General features: G+C 68.3%; 16 protein-coding genes. 2 read left to right on the forward strand and 14 right to left on the reverse strand.

All coding sequences use genetic code 11. The annotated features are described in order from the left end of the window. Nucleotides 1–98: 98 nt before the first annotated feature. From KF780_12920 to KF780_12930, 3 genes are all read right to left on the reverse strand, one after another. The gene (locus KF780_12920) at nt 99–299 is read right to left on the reverse strand and encodes a hypothetical protein (GenBank protein ID MBX3562700.1); all 201 of its coding nucleotides are present in this window, start codon (nt 297–299) and stop codon (nt 99–101) included. A gap of 63 nt (nt 300–362) precedes the next feature. Continuing rightward, nucleotides 363–1343, reverse strand: coding sequence for a FecR domain-containing protein (locus KF780_12925; protein ID MBX3562701.1), 981 nt, complete (start codon nt 1341–1343; stop codon nt 363–365). A gap of 6 nt (nt 1344–1349) precedes the next feature. Further along, nucleotides 1350–2036 carry an RNA polymerase sigma factor gene (locus tag KF780_12930; protein ID MBX3562702.1) on the reverse strand — a complete coding sequence of 229 codons (687 nt, stop codon included), beginning with the start codon at nt 2034–2036 and terminating at the stop codon, nt 1350–1352. Nucleotides 2037–2529: 493 nt separating this feature from the next. On the opposite strand from KF780_12930, the gene KF780_12935 reads away from it, so the two are divergent. Then, nucleotides 2530–2715 (forward strand): AlpA family phage regulatory protein, encoded by a 186-nt coding sequence (locus KF780_12935; protein ID MBX3562703.1) that lies wholly within the window; start codon nt 2530–2532, stop codon nt 2713–2715. A 39-nt stretch (nt 2716–2754) separates the two neighbouring features. Here KF780_12935 and KF780_12940 read toward each other — a convergent pair whose 3' ends face one another. From KF780_12940 to KF780_12970, 7 genes are all read right to left on the reverse strand, one after another. Next, entirely contained in the window at nt 2755–3885 is a 1131-nt protein-coding gene (locus tag KF780_12940; GenBank protein MBX3562704.1) for a tyrosine-type recombinase/integrase, read from the reverse strand. A 327-nt stretch (nt 3886–4212) separates the two neighbouring features. Then, nucleotides 4213–5418: an ABC transporter permease gene (locus KF780_12945; protein MBX3562705.1), complete on the reverse strand. Its 1206-nt coding sequence runs from the start codon at nt 5416–5418 to the stop codon at nt 4213–4215. Further along, nucleotides 5419–6126, reverse strand: a complete 708-nt coding sequence (locus tag KF780_12950) for an ABC transporter ATP-binding protein (GenBank protein MBX3562706.1) — start codon at nt 6124–6126, stop codon at nt 5419–5421. Next, complete coding sequence (locus KF780_12955) at nt 6116–7852, reverse strand: efflux RND transporter periplasmic adaptor subunit (protein ID MBX3562707.1); 1737 nt, start codon at nt 7850–7852, stop codon at nt 6116–6118. Before KF780_12955 ends, KF780_12950 begins: the two co-directional genes overlap by 11 nt. After that, nucleotides 7849–9246 (reverse strand): efflux transporter outer membrane subunit, encoded by a 1398-nt coding sequence (locus tag KF780_12960; protein MBX3562708.1) that lies wholly within the window; start codon nt 9244–9246, stop codon nt 7849–7851. Before KF780_12960 ends, KF780_12955 begins: the two co-directional genes overlap by 4 nt. 101 nt (nt 9247–9347) lie before the next feature. Next, the gene (locus tag KF780_12965) at nt 9348–9935 is read right to left on the reverse strand and encodes a urate hydroxylase PuuD (protein MBX3562709.1); all 588 of its coding nucleotides are present in this window, start codon (nt 9933–9935) and stop codon (nt 9348–9350) included. A 50-nt stretch (nt 9936–9985) separates the two neighbouring features. Next, complete coding sequence (locus KF780_12970) at nt 9986–10669, reverse strand: TIGR02117 family protein (protein ID MBX3562710.1); 684 nt, start codon at nt 10667–10669, stop codon at nt 9986–9988. 98 nt (nt 10670–10767) lie between these two features. Here KF780_12970 and KF780_12975 point away from each other — a divergent pair, with 98 nt between their 5' ends. After that, a complete protein-coding gene (locus KF780_12975) occupies nt 10768–11157 on the forward strand; it encodes a PaaI family thioesterase (protein ID MBX3562711.1) in 390 nt (129 codons plus the stop codon). Here the strand turns inward: KF780_12975 and KF780_12980 are convergent. From KF780_12980 to KF780_12995, 4 genes are read right to left on the reverse strand one after another with little or no spacing between them, the layout of a single operon-like run. Then, entirely contained in the window at nt 11154–12458 is a 1305-nt protein-coding gene (locus tag KF780_12980; GenBank protein ID MBX3562712.1) for an amidohydrolase, read from the reverse strand. The two genes, KF780_12975 and KF780_12980, sit on opposite strands and share 4 nt — an antisense overlap. Before the next feature lie 19 nt (nt 12459–12477). Then, nucleotides 12478–13620, reverse strand: coding sequence for an acyl-CoA dehydrogenase family protein (locus tag KF780_12985; GenBank protein ID MBX3562713.1), 1143 nt, complete (start codon nt 13618–13620; stop codon nt 12478–12480). Nucleotides 13621–13640: 20 nt separating this feature from the next. Further along, nucleotides 13641–13991: a hypothetical protein gene (locus KF780_12990; GenBank protein MBX3562714.1), complete on the reverse strand. Its 351-nt coding sequence runs from the start codon at nt 13989–13991 to the stop codon at nt 13641–13643. Nucleotides 13992–14027: 36 nt separating this feature from the next. Beyond that, complete coding sequence (locus KF780_12995) at nt 14028–15143, reverse strand: acyl-CoA dehydrogenase (protein ID MBX3562715.1); 1116 nt, start codon at nt 15141–15143, stop codon at nt 14028–14030.

Consider the following 15143-nt stretch of genomic DNA (forward strand, 5'->3'; position numbering starts at 1 on the left):
GCGCCGTGCGGGGACGTTGACGACAGGACGGCTCGCTACCCCCCGGGAAAAATTCGGTGACGCCGAATCGAGGGCGATCATCCGCGACCGATGGCCGCTCAGGCCTCGTCGCGGTCCAGTCCGCGCGCCTGGCCCCGGTCGTCGGCGAGCTCGATCGTGCCCGGCACCAGCCAGACCAGCCCGGCATCGTCCGCTTCGAAGCGCGCCTGCCGACTGCGCACCGCATCGGCGGCGGCGCGCTCGGCGGTGTCGCGCCACGGTCCAATGAGCACGCGCGTGCGGTATCGGTAGCGCCCCATTTCCCGCCCCCTCGCGCCGCGCCTGACGACGAGCGAGGACCAATGCCCTACCGGAAAGTCACGCTATTCCGGAGCGGCGGGATCCACGAGCACAAGATGGCCGTCCGGACGGGGCTCGACCCGCAGCTCGAAGGCGGCCGCGAGGCTGCGCGCGAACCCCGCGACGTCGCCGGCGCGATAGGCGCCGCTGACCCGCAGATTGCCGATGCGTTCGTCGCCGAGGCGAAGTTGGGTCCGGCTGTAGCGATTGACGAGCGCCACCGCCTCGCGCAGCGGCGTATCGTCGAACTCGAGCATGCGGGTCGGCCAGAGCGCCTCGCCGCGGCCGGCGGGCACATTCACCGGTGGCGCGCGCTCGGCGATGACAAGCTTCTGTCCGGCCGACAGCCTGTGCACGGCGGCCGTGCCCGCGTCGCGCCGCCGGACTTCGACCGAGCCTTCGAGCAGGACAACGGCGAGACGATCCTGGATCAAACTCACGTCGAACATCGTCCCGGTCGCGACGACCTCGCTTCCGGCGGCGCGCACGACGAAGGGCCGTTCCTCATGGGCGACGATGAAGCGGGCGCGCCCCGCATGCAGAAGAAGCAGCCGCTGCGATGCCGAGAAGCGCGCCTCGACGCGGCTGGCCGAGTCGAGCACGAGCCGCGAGCCGTCCGGCAGGTCGATCTCCCTGATGTCCCCGACCGCCGTCGCGAAGACTTGCGGCTGCCCGCCGGAATCGGGAAGCCAGCGCGGGCCCAGCATGAGCAGCGCGACCAGCGCGATCCCGGCGACGAGTGAGGCTGCGATCGCGGAGCCGGGCGCGCGGCCGACCGATCCCGACCTCGCCTTCTCTTCCGGACCAGCGGTCTCGGCGGCGCGCAGCCGGCCCGCGGCGGACCAGATCGCCGCCATCCGTTCATAGGCCTCGGCATGCCTGGGGTCGGCTTCGTACCACTGCCTGAAGGCCGAGTGCTCGCGGGCGTCGGCGCCGCCGCCGAGACGCGCGAGCCAGTCCGCCGCCTCGCGTCGGATGCGCCCGCGCGTCCGAAACCAGCGCATCGACCGCTAGGCCTTTCTCAGCAGGCGATCGAGCTGGACGAGCGCCTTGCTCATCTGTTTCTCCACGCCCTTGATCGACAGTCCGGTACGTTGCGCTATTTCCGCGTACGTAAGCCCTTCGACGCGATGCGCCATGAATATCTCCCGCGTCCTCGGACGCAGACGCGTGATAGCAATCTCCAGGCGCCTTAGCATGTCCCGGGATTCGAGAAGTCCGTGCGGATCGGTCGCCGGAAGCTTCTCCTCGTCGGCGACAACGTGAAGGGCGGCCGATTGCCTTGCGGCGGTCTTGGCACGGTCCTTCAGGAGATTGGAGGCGATGCGGCGAAGATAGGCCTGCGGCCGCTCCAGCAGCGCGCCTTCGCGACCCAGGCGCGCGAGCCGGAAGAAGGCGTCCTGCACGAGGTCGTGCGCGTCGTCCCTGCTGCGCGTCTGGCGCGAGATGATCCTCACGAGTCGCGGGGATTCGCTGCGATAGAGATCGGCTAGAAGCTCATCGGCATCAGGATTCCGGTGTGCTCCCGGTCCGTCGGACTCGGCCTGCGCGCGCGCGGAGGTGCCCGGACCCCTCATCCGGACCTTCCGCGCAGCCGAATGCGGCGCCGATTCGATCCACGCGCCGCAGGGCAACGGCTTCCCATATCCGGCCTCCTCCCGCGAGGCGGCCGGCACAAAGCCGGGTGTTGAGAACATGCTTGGACATGCGCCGTCGCCTTTAACCGCGAGCGATCTGGACATGCGCGACGGCCACCCGGCCGAGATTCGAGCCGGCACCACCAAGCGAGGTTCTCACGCCTCGGCGCCGCGGTGCGGCGCCAATTCAGGATAGAGTCGGCGCGCCGCAGCGCAAGAGGCGAATGCAGCAGGGTGTTTCGGGAAGCGTCGGCATGCTCGCGCGCCGCCAGAACCGGAGGGCTCGGGAAAAGAATCTCTGAAAGGTTGGGAGAATCTGATTCCTGGCAATCCTAAGCCACCGACATCAATCGGTTTCCCAGCCAAGGAGCGGCTCCGCGCCGCATCAGGTCCAGCTGCGCGGTTCGCCAGGAGCTCGGCCAGCGCGAGCGCTGGAACTGTCACACCGGGGATGCACCGACATACGTCTCCGCGGAATCTCGGCACCAGCCGTCTTGCGCCAGCTGCTGCGGTGGACTTCCGTCGAGAGCCCGCAAGTCTCAGGAGGAACCTGATGCCGTCTCAAGCCCCCGAACGGATCCTTCGCCTCGCGGTGGTTCTCGAACGAACGGGACTCAGCCGTTCCACGCTCTACCGAAAGGTCAACTCCGGCACTTTTCCGAGACAGCTCAAGATTTCGCTCCGCTGCGCCGGATGGCGCGAAAGCGAGGTAGAAGAATGGCTGCGCCGGCCCGCGTGAGCCGACGATCGGAATGTGCGAGGCCCGCAATGCGCCAGACTAGGTCACACAAGTGGTGCGCTCGACTTCCTCTGCCCAGGTGTCAAGCGCCTGACGCTTCTCCGGTCCATAGGAATGAAGCGCATACACTCGCGCGGTCACACCCTTCACTGCGTGGTTGAGCACACGACCGACCACTTCCTCGCGGACCCCTAGTCGCACCATGTGCGTGGCAGCGCTGCGCCGCAGGTCATGCAGTCGCCAGGCAGCCACGCCACCGCCGCTCGCCGCGACAAATGCATCTAGTCGCGTCTTCAGCTTGGCGTAGTTTGTCATGTGGGTCCGGCCATCAGTCGCGAACACATACACTCCCAGCCGCGGGAGCCGCTCCAAGATCTCCACGGCGGCGGCGGCAAGGGGCACAAAGTGCCGACGCTCGCCCTTCGTGCTGGCGGCGGGAATAGTCCACATGCCCGCATCCAAATCGAGATCGTCCCATCGCATGCTGGCGACCTCGGTCCGGCGCTGAGCCGTCAGGGCCAGGAGTCGGACGTAGGGTCCGAAGGGGTAGCCAAGGAGTTCCGCCGCCTTCCAGATCTGCGCCACATCCTTCATCGTGAGCACTCGATCACGCTCCCTCTCGATCTGCGGCTTTGGGATGCCTTCGGCCGGCGAGAAGTCGATCCAATCCTGGCTCAGGGCGTATCGGAAGATCGTCTTGACCAGTGCCAGCACTCGGTTGGGAAGGACGACGCCTTCGAGCCCATCGAGCAGGGTGCGTACATCCGCACGGCGGATGTCGACGATCTTGCGATCGCGCCACGCGGGCAAGACATGGAGCTCGAGGCGCCGCCGCTGATATTCCCAGCTGTCATTCTTGCGCTGCGCGACCTTTTCGATCCAGTGGTAGGCCACCGCTCCGAATGTCCGTTCGACCGCTTCGGCGCTCCCGCCACGCGAAATTGCAGAGATGACCTTCAATGCGGCAGTTCGCGCTTCTGAGAGGTTCATGCCGGGATAGGTGCCGAGCTTCCTGTTGATGGTTCGCTCGCCTGTGCGGGCGCGGAATATCCAGGCTTTGGTGCCGCCCGCACCGACACGAAGACGCAGGCCGGTCACTTTCTGGTCGGGATATTCCTTCTGTCCCCGGGCCGGCGGCTTGAAGGCCGCCACTCTGGAATCTGTCAACATCCGCCGCTCCTGCACTCAAGTGGACGCGGCTGAGGTTCATCGTTCGCAAAGCCGCGCTTCCCAGAAGCTCCCTCTCCTCTGACTGGCGTCGTCGCTGTAGTGAGCCGCTGATGAATCTGAGGCTCTTTCGCGGAAGTTCCGATTTGTTACCTAAGGGCCGGCTAGGTAACACATAGGTAACAAGCGCCGAGATTTGCTGGGATCCAGTGGGACGCTATGCCCTTGATCTAAAAGGATTTGATATTCTCTGAGACCCCTTGGAATTGCGCCCGGCGGAACTTCTAAGCTTGGGGTCGCAGGTTCGAATCCTGCCGGGCGCGCCAGTTCCTATTCGTGGCGCAGCGCGTCGATCGGGTTGAGGCTCGCGGCGCGGCGGGCGGGGAAATAGCCGAAGACGATGCCGATCAGCGCCGAGACGCTGAACGCGATCAGGTTGATCTGCGGATCGAACAGGAACGGCACCTGGATCAATGGCGCAATGGCGAAGGTGGCGATCAGCGCCAATAGCAGCCCGATCAAACCGCCCAGACATGCCAGCACCACCGCTTCGACCAGGAACTGCATCAGCACCTCCCCCGCCACCGCGCCAATGGCGAGGCGGATGCCGATCTCGCGCGTCCGCTCGGTGACGGAAACCAGCATGATGTTCATGATGCCGATGCCGCCGACGATCAGGCTGACGGCGGCGACCGCGCCCATCACCATGGTGAGGATGCGCGTCGTGCCCTGCAGCGTCTCGCTGATCTGGCGGGTGTCGAAAATGTTGAAATTGTCCTGTTGCCCCGGGCGGATGTTGCGCCGTTCGCGCAGCAGGCTTTCGATCGAGGACTGTACCGAGGCGGTGTCGTAGGCATCGTCCACCGCGACCATGATGAAGCGGATGTCGCGATTGCCGGAGAAGCGGCGCTGCACCGCCTTGATCGGCATGATCACGACATCGTCCTGGTCCTGGAAGCCGCCCTGCCCGCGCGCGGCGAGCGTGCCGATCACCTCGCAGGAGAGATCGCGGATGCGGAAGCGTTCGCCGACCGGATCGTCGCTCCGGAACAGGTTGCGCTGCACGGTGCTGCCGATGATGCACACCGCCTTGCCCGATTCCTCCTCCGCCTCGTTCCAGATGCGGCCGGCGGACAGCGCCCATTGCTGGGCGGTGAAGAATTGCGCGGTCGTGCCGTTGACCGTGGTCGACCAGTTGGCGGCGTTGCGCACGGCGAGGCCGGAAGACTGGGCCTGCGGCGCCACGGCGCGCACGCCGGCGACCTGGTCCTGGATCGCCTCCACGTCCGCCATCTGAAAATCGGGCGGCTGCGGCCCGCCGCCGCCGCGCCCGAAGCCCTGGCCGGGGCGGATCTGCAGGATGTTCGCGCCCAGGCTGGAAATCTGCTCGGCGACGGCGGCCGTCGCGCCCTGCCCCAGCGTCACCATCGTCACCACCGCCGCCACGCCGATGACGATGCCGAGCGTGGTCAGGAAGGAGCGCAGCAGGTGCCGCCGGATTTCGCGCACCGCGAGGATGATGGTGGTGAAGAACATCTAGGCGTCCACCTTCCCGTTGCTGTCGATCCGCTCCACCAGCCCGTCGCGGAAATGGACGATGCTGCGGGCATATTTCGCCATGTCGGGCTCGTGCGTCACCATCAGCACGGTGATGCCGCTGTCGCGGTTGAGGCCGGTCAGCAGCTCCATGATCTCGACCGAGGTCTTCGAATCGAGATTGCCGGTCGGCTCGTCGGCGAGCAGCACGTCGGGATTGGTGACGATCGCGCGGGCGATGGCGACGCGCTGCTGCTGGCCGCCGGACAGCTCGGCGGGGGTATGATCCCACCAATCCTTGAGGCCGACTTTCTCCAGCGCCGCCAGCGCCCCCGCGCGCCGCGCCGCCTTGTCCTCGCCGCGATAGAGCAGGGGCAATTCGACATTCTCCAGCGCGCTGGTACGGGCGAGCAGGTTGAAGCCCTGGAAGACGAAGCCGAGATAGCGCCGCCGCAGCAAAGCGCGCTGGTCGCGGTCGAGGCTGTCGACCGGCACGCCCTTGAACCGGAAGGAGCCGCTGGTGGGCACGTCGAGGCAGCCCAGGATGTTCATCGCCGTCGACTTTCCCGAGCCCGATGGGCCCATCACCGCGACGAAATCGCCGGCCACGACGTCGAGATCGACGCCCTTCAGCGCCTGAAAGGCGGTCGCGCCGGAGCCATAGGTCTTGGTGACGCCGCGCAGCGAGATGATCGGCTCATTCGCCATTGCGGGGCTCCGCGCCCTCTCCGCCGCCTCGCCGCTCGCGCATCTGCTGCCGGCGCTCGCGCAGTTGCGCGCGCTCTTCGGGCGATAGGTTTTCGAAATGGGCGCGGCGCTGCTCGGGCGTCATGTCGCGCAAACGGGCGCGCTCGCCGCCGGGGCCGCTCGCCGCCGGACGCGCGGGCGCATCCGCCTTGGCGGCGCCTTCATTGCGCGCAGGCGCGGTGGCCGGCGCCTGTTCGTTGCCCGGCGCATCGCGCGGGGCCGGCGCTTCGGCGGGCGCGGCGCGGTCGCCGGCCGCATCGCCGCCGCCATCGCGGGACCGGCGGCCCTGACGCCCCTCGCCGCGCTCATTGTTCTTGGGCTGGACCTGGCCGGGCGCGAGCCGGGCGGTGATGACCTCCATGCCCTCGGTGAGCTCGCCCTGGACGATCTCGGTCACCGAGCCGTTGCTCTCCCCGACGACGACCTGGATGGCGCGCGGATTGCCGTCCTCGCCGAGCACATAGACGGTCTGGCGGCTGCCCCGCCCGATCGTGACCTCGCGCTCGCCCCGGCCGCCGCGCCGCATCCCGCGCGGCCCGCGGGGAACGAGAACGGAGGTGACCCCGCCCCGCGAGCTGCCCCCCGCCGCCGCCTGATCGGGCGAGAAGCGCAAGGCCGCATTGGGGACGAGCAGGACATTGCGCCGCTCGGTGGTCACGATATCGGCGGTCGCGGTCATACCCGGGCGCAGTTGCAGGTCCGCATTGGCGACCGACAGCTCCGCAGTATAGGCGACGACCTGGCCGGTGCCGGAAGACGCGCCGCTGGCGCTCGACGAGGTGCTGCCCGAGGCGTTGGCGCCGACATCGACGCGGGTCACCGTCGCCGGGAAGGTGCGGCCCGGATAGGCATCGACCGCGAAGGTTGCGCGCTGGCCGTCATTGACCTCGCCCACATCCGCCTCGTCGACGCGGACCTCCAGCTTCATTGCCGACAGATCCTCGGCGATGATGAAGAGGACCGGCGCGTTGAACGAGGCGGCGACGGTCTGGCCCGGATCGATCTGGCGTGAGAGGACGACGCCGGTCACCGGCGAATAGATGGTCGCCTTGGACAGGTTGGTCTGGGCGGAGGAAACCTGCGCCCGGGCCTGGGCGACCTGCGCCTCGGCGGAACGGATGCCGGCGACGGCGCGGCGATTCTCGGCACGGGCCGCGTCCAGCTCCGTCGCGGACGGCACCCGGCCGCCGGACAGGCGGGAGACTTCCTCCTGCCGGGCGAGATTGGCCTGCGCCTGCGCGGCCGAGGCCTGGGCGGTGGCGACCTGCGCCTGGGCGGAAGCGAGCGCGGCCTGGGCGCGGACGATCTCGTCCTGCAGCCGCGAGGTGTCGAGCCGGGCGAGCGGCTGCCCGCGCGTCACCCGATCGTTGTTGTCGACGAAGACCTGGGTCACGAGGCCGGACTGTTCGGAGCCGACCTCGACCTGGTTGGTCGGCTGGAGATTGCCCGTCGCCGAGACGGTGACGGTGAGGTCGCCGCGCCGCACCTTCTGCGTCGCAAACCCGCCCTCCGCCTCGCCCGCGAAGCAGCGGGAGAGGAGCAGCAGGGCGATAACGGCGACGATCGCGCCGACGATGAAGGTCGGCCGCCGCCACCACACGCGCGTCGCGGGCGCGCCGAGAAATTCGTCGAGATCGGCCTTTTCGGCGGGCGCGTTGCTTGCAGGCTGCGGATTGGCGTCGGTCATGGATTGGCTCCGGTCTCCGGCGGCGCGCTGGCATCCCAGCCGCCGCCGAGGGCGCGATAGAGTTGGACGATGGCGCGGGCCTCGTCGCCGCGGCTGTTGGCCATGCCGTCGCGCGCGGAGAGCAGCGAACGTTCGGCGTCCAGCAGGGCGCGGAAATCGGTGAGGCCCGAGCGATACTGGACGCGGGAGAGGATGGCGCTGTTGGTCGCGGCATCGAGCGCGATCGCGAACTCCGCCTGACGCGTCCGCGCGGCGTTGAGCGCCAGCAAGGCGTTCTCGACATCCTCGAGCCCGGTCAGCACCGACTGGCGGTAGCTCGCGAGCGACGCCTCGGTCGCCGCCTGCTGCGAGCGGAGCTGCGAACGCAGCCGGCCGCCGTCGAACAGGGTCTGGTCGATCCCGCCCAGGATCGATCCGGTGATCGCGCTGAACAGGTTGCCGAGCGAGAAGGCGGCGGTGCCGATGCTGCCCGACAGCCGGAGGCCGGGATAAAGCTGCGCCTCGGCGACGCCGACCCGCGCGGTGGCGGCGGCGAGGCTGCGTTCGGCGGCGCGGATGTCGGGGCGCTGGCGCAGCGTATCGGCGGGAATGCCGGCGGCGATCTCGGCCGGCCCGCGCGGGATCGGGCGCGCTTCGGCAAGCTCGGCGGTCAGTGCGCCCGGCGCCCGGCCGGTGAGGACGGCGAGGCGATAGGTGGCGCTGGTGAAGCTGTTCTCGATGTTCGGGATCGACGCGGCATTGCTCGCCCGCGCGCCGCGCGCCTGCTCCGAATCCAGCGAGGAGGCGAGGCCCGCCTGGACCCGCCACTGGGCGATCTGGAGATTGTCGTCGGAAATGGCGAGCGTGTCGCGCGCCAGCGCGAGCCGCTCCTGCGCCAGCCGCGCTTCGATATAGTTGGTCGCGACTTCGGCGGCGATCGCGGCGCGCAGCGCCTCGCGATCGTACCAGGCGCCTTCCGCGTCCGCGCCCGCCGCCTCGACACCCCGGCGGATGCGGCCGAACAGGTCGATCTCCCAGGAGGCATCGGCGCCGACGCTGAAGCGGGTCGTGTCGTCGCCCGGACCGATACTCCGGTTCGCGCTGCCCGAGGCGCCGACGGTGGGCACGAGCCCGGCGCGCGCCTGGACGAGGGACTCGCGTGCCTGGACCAGCCGGGCGGACGCGACCACCAGATCGAGATTTTCGGCGCTCGCATCGGCGATCATCCGGGTGAGCAACGGATCGTCGAACGATTCCCACCAGCGCGACAGGTCCGCCGTGACGCCAGGCGCCGCCGGTCCGGCATAGGTCTCCGGCACGGCCAGCTCGGTCGGCGCGAGCGGCCGGTAATCGGGTCCGACGGTGGTGCAGGCGGCCAGGGCCAGCGCGGACAGGGGTACGCAGATTCGACGCATCGCCAGCCCCTATGCCCCGGCGCGTGTCGCGCAATTATGTCCGGCGCGGCGGAACATTGTATCAGAATGTCGCCGCGCCGGAGGAGTTCCCCAACTTAGGCTCAGCCGCCGATATGCGTCTGCGCGATCATGCAATAGAGCATCGGGAATGACAGGATAAGATTGGTGCGCGAGGCCATCATCGCGAGCGACGCCGCCTTGGCCTTCGCCTCATCCGAAGCCTCGACGATGCCGAGCGCCTTTTTCTGGTTCGGCCAGATGATGAACCAGACGTTCGCGGCCATGATCAGGCCCAGCCACATGCCGATACCGATCGTCTTGAAGCCCGGCTCCAGCCCCAGCGCGCGCGCGACATAGCCGCCCTGCTGCATCTCCGCGACGAGCAGGCCGAGCACCACCGTCGCCAGCGCCGCCCAGCGGAACCAGAACAATGCGGCAGGCGCGATATATTTGGTGATGCCCTGCTTCAGATCGGCCGGGACCTTCGGCATGGTCGGGATCTGGACGAAGTTGAAATAATAGAGCAGCCCGATCCACAGCACGCCGGCGGCGGTGTGGAAGAAGCGCAGCCACTGCGCCCAATAGCCTTCCTGCCCGATCGCCTCGCCATGCAGGCCGAACATCGCCAGGACCAGCAACACGACGCCGATCGCCAGCGCGATGTGGAAATTGCCGAGTATCTTCGCCATTGTCCTCTCCCCTGAAAGATCGTTCCGGACCTCTAACGCAAAGCTGTCTCTCAATCGAGCCGCCACATGATGCTTTGCGCGAAAGGGGTCCACAGGCCGGTGCGGATACCGGCCGTCCGCAGCGCGCGGCCGGTCCATTCGTTGCAGGTGAGGACGAAGCTGTAGCCGCCCCGCGCCTCGTAGAACATGTCGTTGGCGCGGTAGCCGCGCCCAAGCACGGGCATCGTCCGCCCCGCGTCATCCAACCGGAAGCGCGCGGCGATGAAGCGCGTCAGGCGGCGATACTGGTCCGGCGTCACCTTGAGCGGGCGCGTCCATTCGTCGGGGCGCGGATTGTGGTCGTGCTCGACATGGAGCAAGGTCGGGCCGCCGCCGAACAAGGCGGCGAAGGCGGTGCGCGGCGAGAGATCGCCCCAGGTCGGCGTGTTCAGGTAGAAATCGCGATTGCCGTAGCCGATCGCGACATAATTGGCGCCGCCCCAGCGCGGATCGGCGAGATGCTCGCCGGGCGCATAAGGCCGCCAGTCCATATGGCTGTTGGTCTTGGGCATCACGATCCAGGTGTGGACGCCGTTGGAGCGCACCAAGATGGCGATGCCCTGCTCCGGCGCGCGCCAGGCGACATTGGCCGGCACCGCGCCCAGAATCGCCGCGATCAGCAGATAGAGCAGCGGCACGGCGATGATCGCCGCCGCGACCCGCGCCGCGATGCGCCCCGCCCTCCGCCATGCCATGCGCCTGGTCACGATTGGCAGGCTAGAGCGATTTCCCGCCGCCGCAAGCCGCATCCCGTCTTGCCGAGCGCCCCCGCTGATCCCTAAGGACAAGCGCGATGCTGGACCCTTTGCCGCCTTATGCCCGCTTCCTCGGCATCGAGAAGCGCCGGGACGACGACGGCGCGCTGTTGTTCGCCATGCCCTTCGGCGACGCGGTGCTTGGCCGTCCCGGCTACCTGCACGGCGGCGCGATCGCCGGCCTGCTCGAATTCGCGGCTTTGGGCGCGCTCTACGAGGCGCTGGGCGACGCGGCGGGCGTCAATGTGAAGCCGATCAACGTCACCGTCCAGTATCTGCGCGGCGGGGTCAGCCACGACACCTTCGCCGGCGCGGTCGTCACCCGGCTCGGCAACCGCGTCGCCAATGTCGAGGCCCATGCCTGGCAGCAGGACCGCGACAAGCCGATCGCTTCCGCGCAGATGAACGTGCTGCTGCGGCGGGGTTAGCGCCGCGCGAACAGCGTCTCGGCCGCGATCACCATGCCTTGCACGCCTGCCGTCACCGCCGGCTCCGGCACGATCCGGAACAAGGGCGAATGGTGGCCCGCCGCCGTCTCCAGCTCCTCGGGCGGGGTGCCGCCGACGCCGAAATAGACGCCGCGCACGCCGCTTTCGGACGTGACGAAATAGGCGAAATCCTCCGCGCCCATGCCCTCGCGCGGCTCGTCGATCAGCCGGTCCGCGCCCATCGCCGCGGCGATCGCCTCGCGCACGCGGATCGCCGTGTCGCGATCGTTGCGGGTCGGCGGCGTGGTCTCGACCGCCGAGCGGGTGACGACCGGCAGCCGATCCTCCGGCACGCCCAGCGCCAACGCCGTGCCGCGCGCGATGCGGTCGATGCCGTCTAGGAGCTGCGCGCGCACCTCCGGCGTGTCGGCGCGCACGGTGAGCGCCATATCGACATGTTCGGGAATGATGTTGCCGCGCACGCCGCCATGGATCGCGCCGACGGTGATCACCCGCCCTTCGAGAGGAGCGATCTCGCGGCTCACCACCGATTGCAGCGACACCACGATCTGCGCGGCGACCAGCACCGGATCGACGCCGCGATGCGGCGAGGCGCCGTGCGTGCCGACACCGTTGACCCGGATGTTGACGATGTCGGAGCTGGAATAAGCGATGCCCTCCGGCACCGAGATGCGCCCGGCCGGAAGCCCGGACGAAACGTGAAAGGCGACGGCATAATCGGGCTTGGGAAAGCGCGTGTATAGGCCGTCTTGCACCATCGTACGCGCGCCGGAGATCGTCTCCTCCGCCGGCTGGGCGATCAGCATCAGGGTGCCAGACCAGTTGCCGCGCCTGGCAATCAACTGCCGCGCCGTACCGACCAGAGCGGTGATGTGCACGTCATGGCCGCAGGCATGCATCACCGGCTGCTCGACGCCGTGCGCGTCCGCCTGTCGCGCGCGGGAAGGATTGGGGACACCGGAGCGCTCCTCGATCGGCAGGCCGTCCATGTCGGCGCGCAGCATCACGGTCGGCCCCGCGCCGTTGCGCAGGATGGCGACGACGCCATGCCCGCCGACGCGCGTCGTCACCTCATAGCCGAGCGCGCGCAGCTCTTGCGCCATCCGCGCAGAGGTCTGCACCTCCATGCCGGACAGCTCCGGATTGCGATGGAAATGATCGAACAGGGCGGAGAGATTGTCGCGATAATCCCGCGTCACCGCATCCCGTAGCGCGCCGTCCTGCGCCTGCGCCTGTGTCGCCAGCGCGGCGAGCGCCGCCGCGAACATCCACCTTTTCATGCCTGTCCCCCTGTCCCGGTCAGCCGCCATTCTTGATGGTCTCGCGCGCGATGACAAGCTGCTGGATCTGGCTGGTGCCTTCATAGATGCGGAACAGGCGGACGTCGCGATAGAGCCGCTCGATGCCGTGATCGGCGACATAGCCGGCCCCCCCGAAAATCTGGACGGCGCGGTCGGCGACCCGGCCGACCGTCTCGCTGGCGAAATATTTGGCGGCGGCGGCCTCCAGCGTGATCGCCTTGCCCTCGTCCTTCAGCCGCGCCGTGTCGAGCACCAGCGCGCGCGCCGCCATCGTCTCGGTCTTGCTGTCCGCGATCATCGCCTGGATAAGCTGGAAATCGGCGATCGGCTTGCCGAACTGCCGGCGCTCCGTCGCATAGGCGACGCAATCCGCGATCAGCCGCTCGGCGATGCCGACGCAGACCGCCGCGATGTGCAGCCGCCCCCGATCGAGCACGCGCATCGCGATCCGGAACCCATCGCCCTCCTCGCCGAGCCTATTGGCGGCGGGCACCGGCGTGCTGTCGAAATTGACGTCGCAGACATGGGCGCCCTGCTGCCCCATCTTGCGCTCCGGCTTGCCGATCGAGACGTCGGGCAGGTCGGCGGAGACGAGGAAAGCCGAGACGCCCTTCGCGCCCTCCCCCCCGGTGCGCGCCATGACCGTGAACAGGCTCGCCTTGTCGGCATTGGTGATGAAGCGCTTGGTGCCGGTGAGCCTGTAAACGTCGCCCTCCCGCACCGCGCGGGTCTGGACCGAGGCGCTGTCGGAGCCGGCATCGGGCTCGGTCAGCGCGAAGCTGGTGACGATCTCGCCCGAGGCGATGCGCGGCAGCCATGCGGCCTTCTGCGCATCGGAACCGGCCATGACGAGGCCCTGGCTCCCGATCCCGACATTGGTGCCGAAGACGGAGCGGAAGGCGGGCGTCGTCCGCCCGAATTCCAGCGCGACGCGTACCTCCTCCGACATGGTGAGGCCGAGGCCGCCATATTCCTCCGGGATGGAGAGACCGAACAACCCCATCTCCCGCATCTCGCGGACGATGACCTCGGGCACCTCGTCCATCTCGGCAACCTCGGCCTCCAGCGGCCGCAGCCGCTCCGCGACGAAACGGCGGACGGTGTCGATCAGGGCATCGAAGGTTTCGGGATCGAGAGGCATGGCGTTGTTCTTTTCTCCTCTCATTGAGAGCGCGGGGTCTCCAAGCCGTATCGCTTCGCCGTGAGGATGAAAACGTCGGGTGTGCCCATGCCTCCGGGGCGCTCGATGCCTGTCTCCGAAACGATGAATTTGGCGGCCTTCAGATTGGCCGCATGAGCGGCGTCATAGGCGTGGATGTCGAGCTCTCCCCACCAAATGCAATCACGCCACGCTTCCACACCGGGATTAAGCCATCGCCCGCCCTCGACTGTTATCACAAGCAATCCCGCGTCGGCGGCGAGTTCGCACGCTTTGGATGCGGCCGAGCTCGTCATTCGCAATGCGTTTCTGTCATCATTATCAATGAATATCTGGGGATCATCGTAGAGCATGGTTTGAATTCCCCCCTCCCTTTCAAGGGAGGGGAATCAGTATCCCTTCAGCCGCGCCAGCCGGTCCGCGTGGTAATTGGCGTCGCCGAACAGCTCGGCGAGCACCCGGTCGCGTTTCATGTAGAGGCCGATATCGTGCTCGTCGGTCATGCCGATGCCGCCATGCATCTGCACGCCCTCCTGCACCGCGAGTTGCGACGCGCGGCTCGCCTTGGCCTTGGCGACCGAGACCATCGCCTCGGCCGCGTCCGAGCCCTCATCCAGCAATTGCTGCGCCTTCAGCGTCGCGGCGCGAGCGATCTCCAGCTCCGAATAGAGATGGGCAGAGCGGAATTGCAGAGCCTGGAACTCGCCGATCGGCTTGCCGAACTGCTGGCGCTGCTTGAGATAGTCGACGGTCATGTCGAGCGCGGCGCTGGCCAGCCCGACCAGCTCCGCCGCCGCGCCGGTCCGGCCCGCGGCGAGCGAGCGCGCCAGCATCGTATCGCCCCCGCCGACCTCGCCGACCACCGCATCGGCATCGACTTCCACGCCGTCGAAGGTCAGCCGCGCGCCGATGCTGGCATCGGCGAGGCGCACGCCCTCGACCTCCAGCCCTTTCGCGTCCTTCTCGACCGCGAACAGGGTCAACCCCTCGTCCGTGCGCGCCGCGACCAAAGTCACGTCTGCCGAGGCGCCCTGCACCACGAACTGCTTGGCGCCGTCGAGGCGGAACCCGTTGCCGGCGCGCTCCGCCCGCATCGCGATCGCCTCGGGCCGGTGCCTGGCGCCCTCGTCGATCGCCAGCGCCGCCACAGTCTCGCCAGCGAGGATGCCGGGAAACCAGCGCGCGCCATGGGCCGTGCCCTTCACCGCCGCGACGAAGGCCACCGCCGTCGTCAGGAAGGGCGACGGCGTCAGGTTGCGCCCGATCTCCTCCAGCACGATCCCCGCCTCGACATGGCCGAGGCCCAGCCCGCCTTCCTCCTCGCCGATCAGGATGCCGGCGAAGCCCATCTCCGCGAACTGCTTCCACAATCCATGGCCGAAGCCGTCCTTGCAGCCGATGTCGCGCCAGTGCCGCAACTGGCTCCTGATCGCGCCCTGCTCGGCCATGAAATCCCGCGCCGTATCGCGCAGCATCGCCTGATCGTCGGTGAGGTAGAGGGGCAT

The sequence above is a fragment of the Sphingomonas sp. genome, assembly GCA_019635535.1.
Taxonomy (GTDB): domain Bacteria; phylum Pseudomonadota; class Alphaproteobacteria; order Sphingomonadales; family Sphingomonadaceae; genus Allosphingosinicella.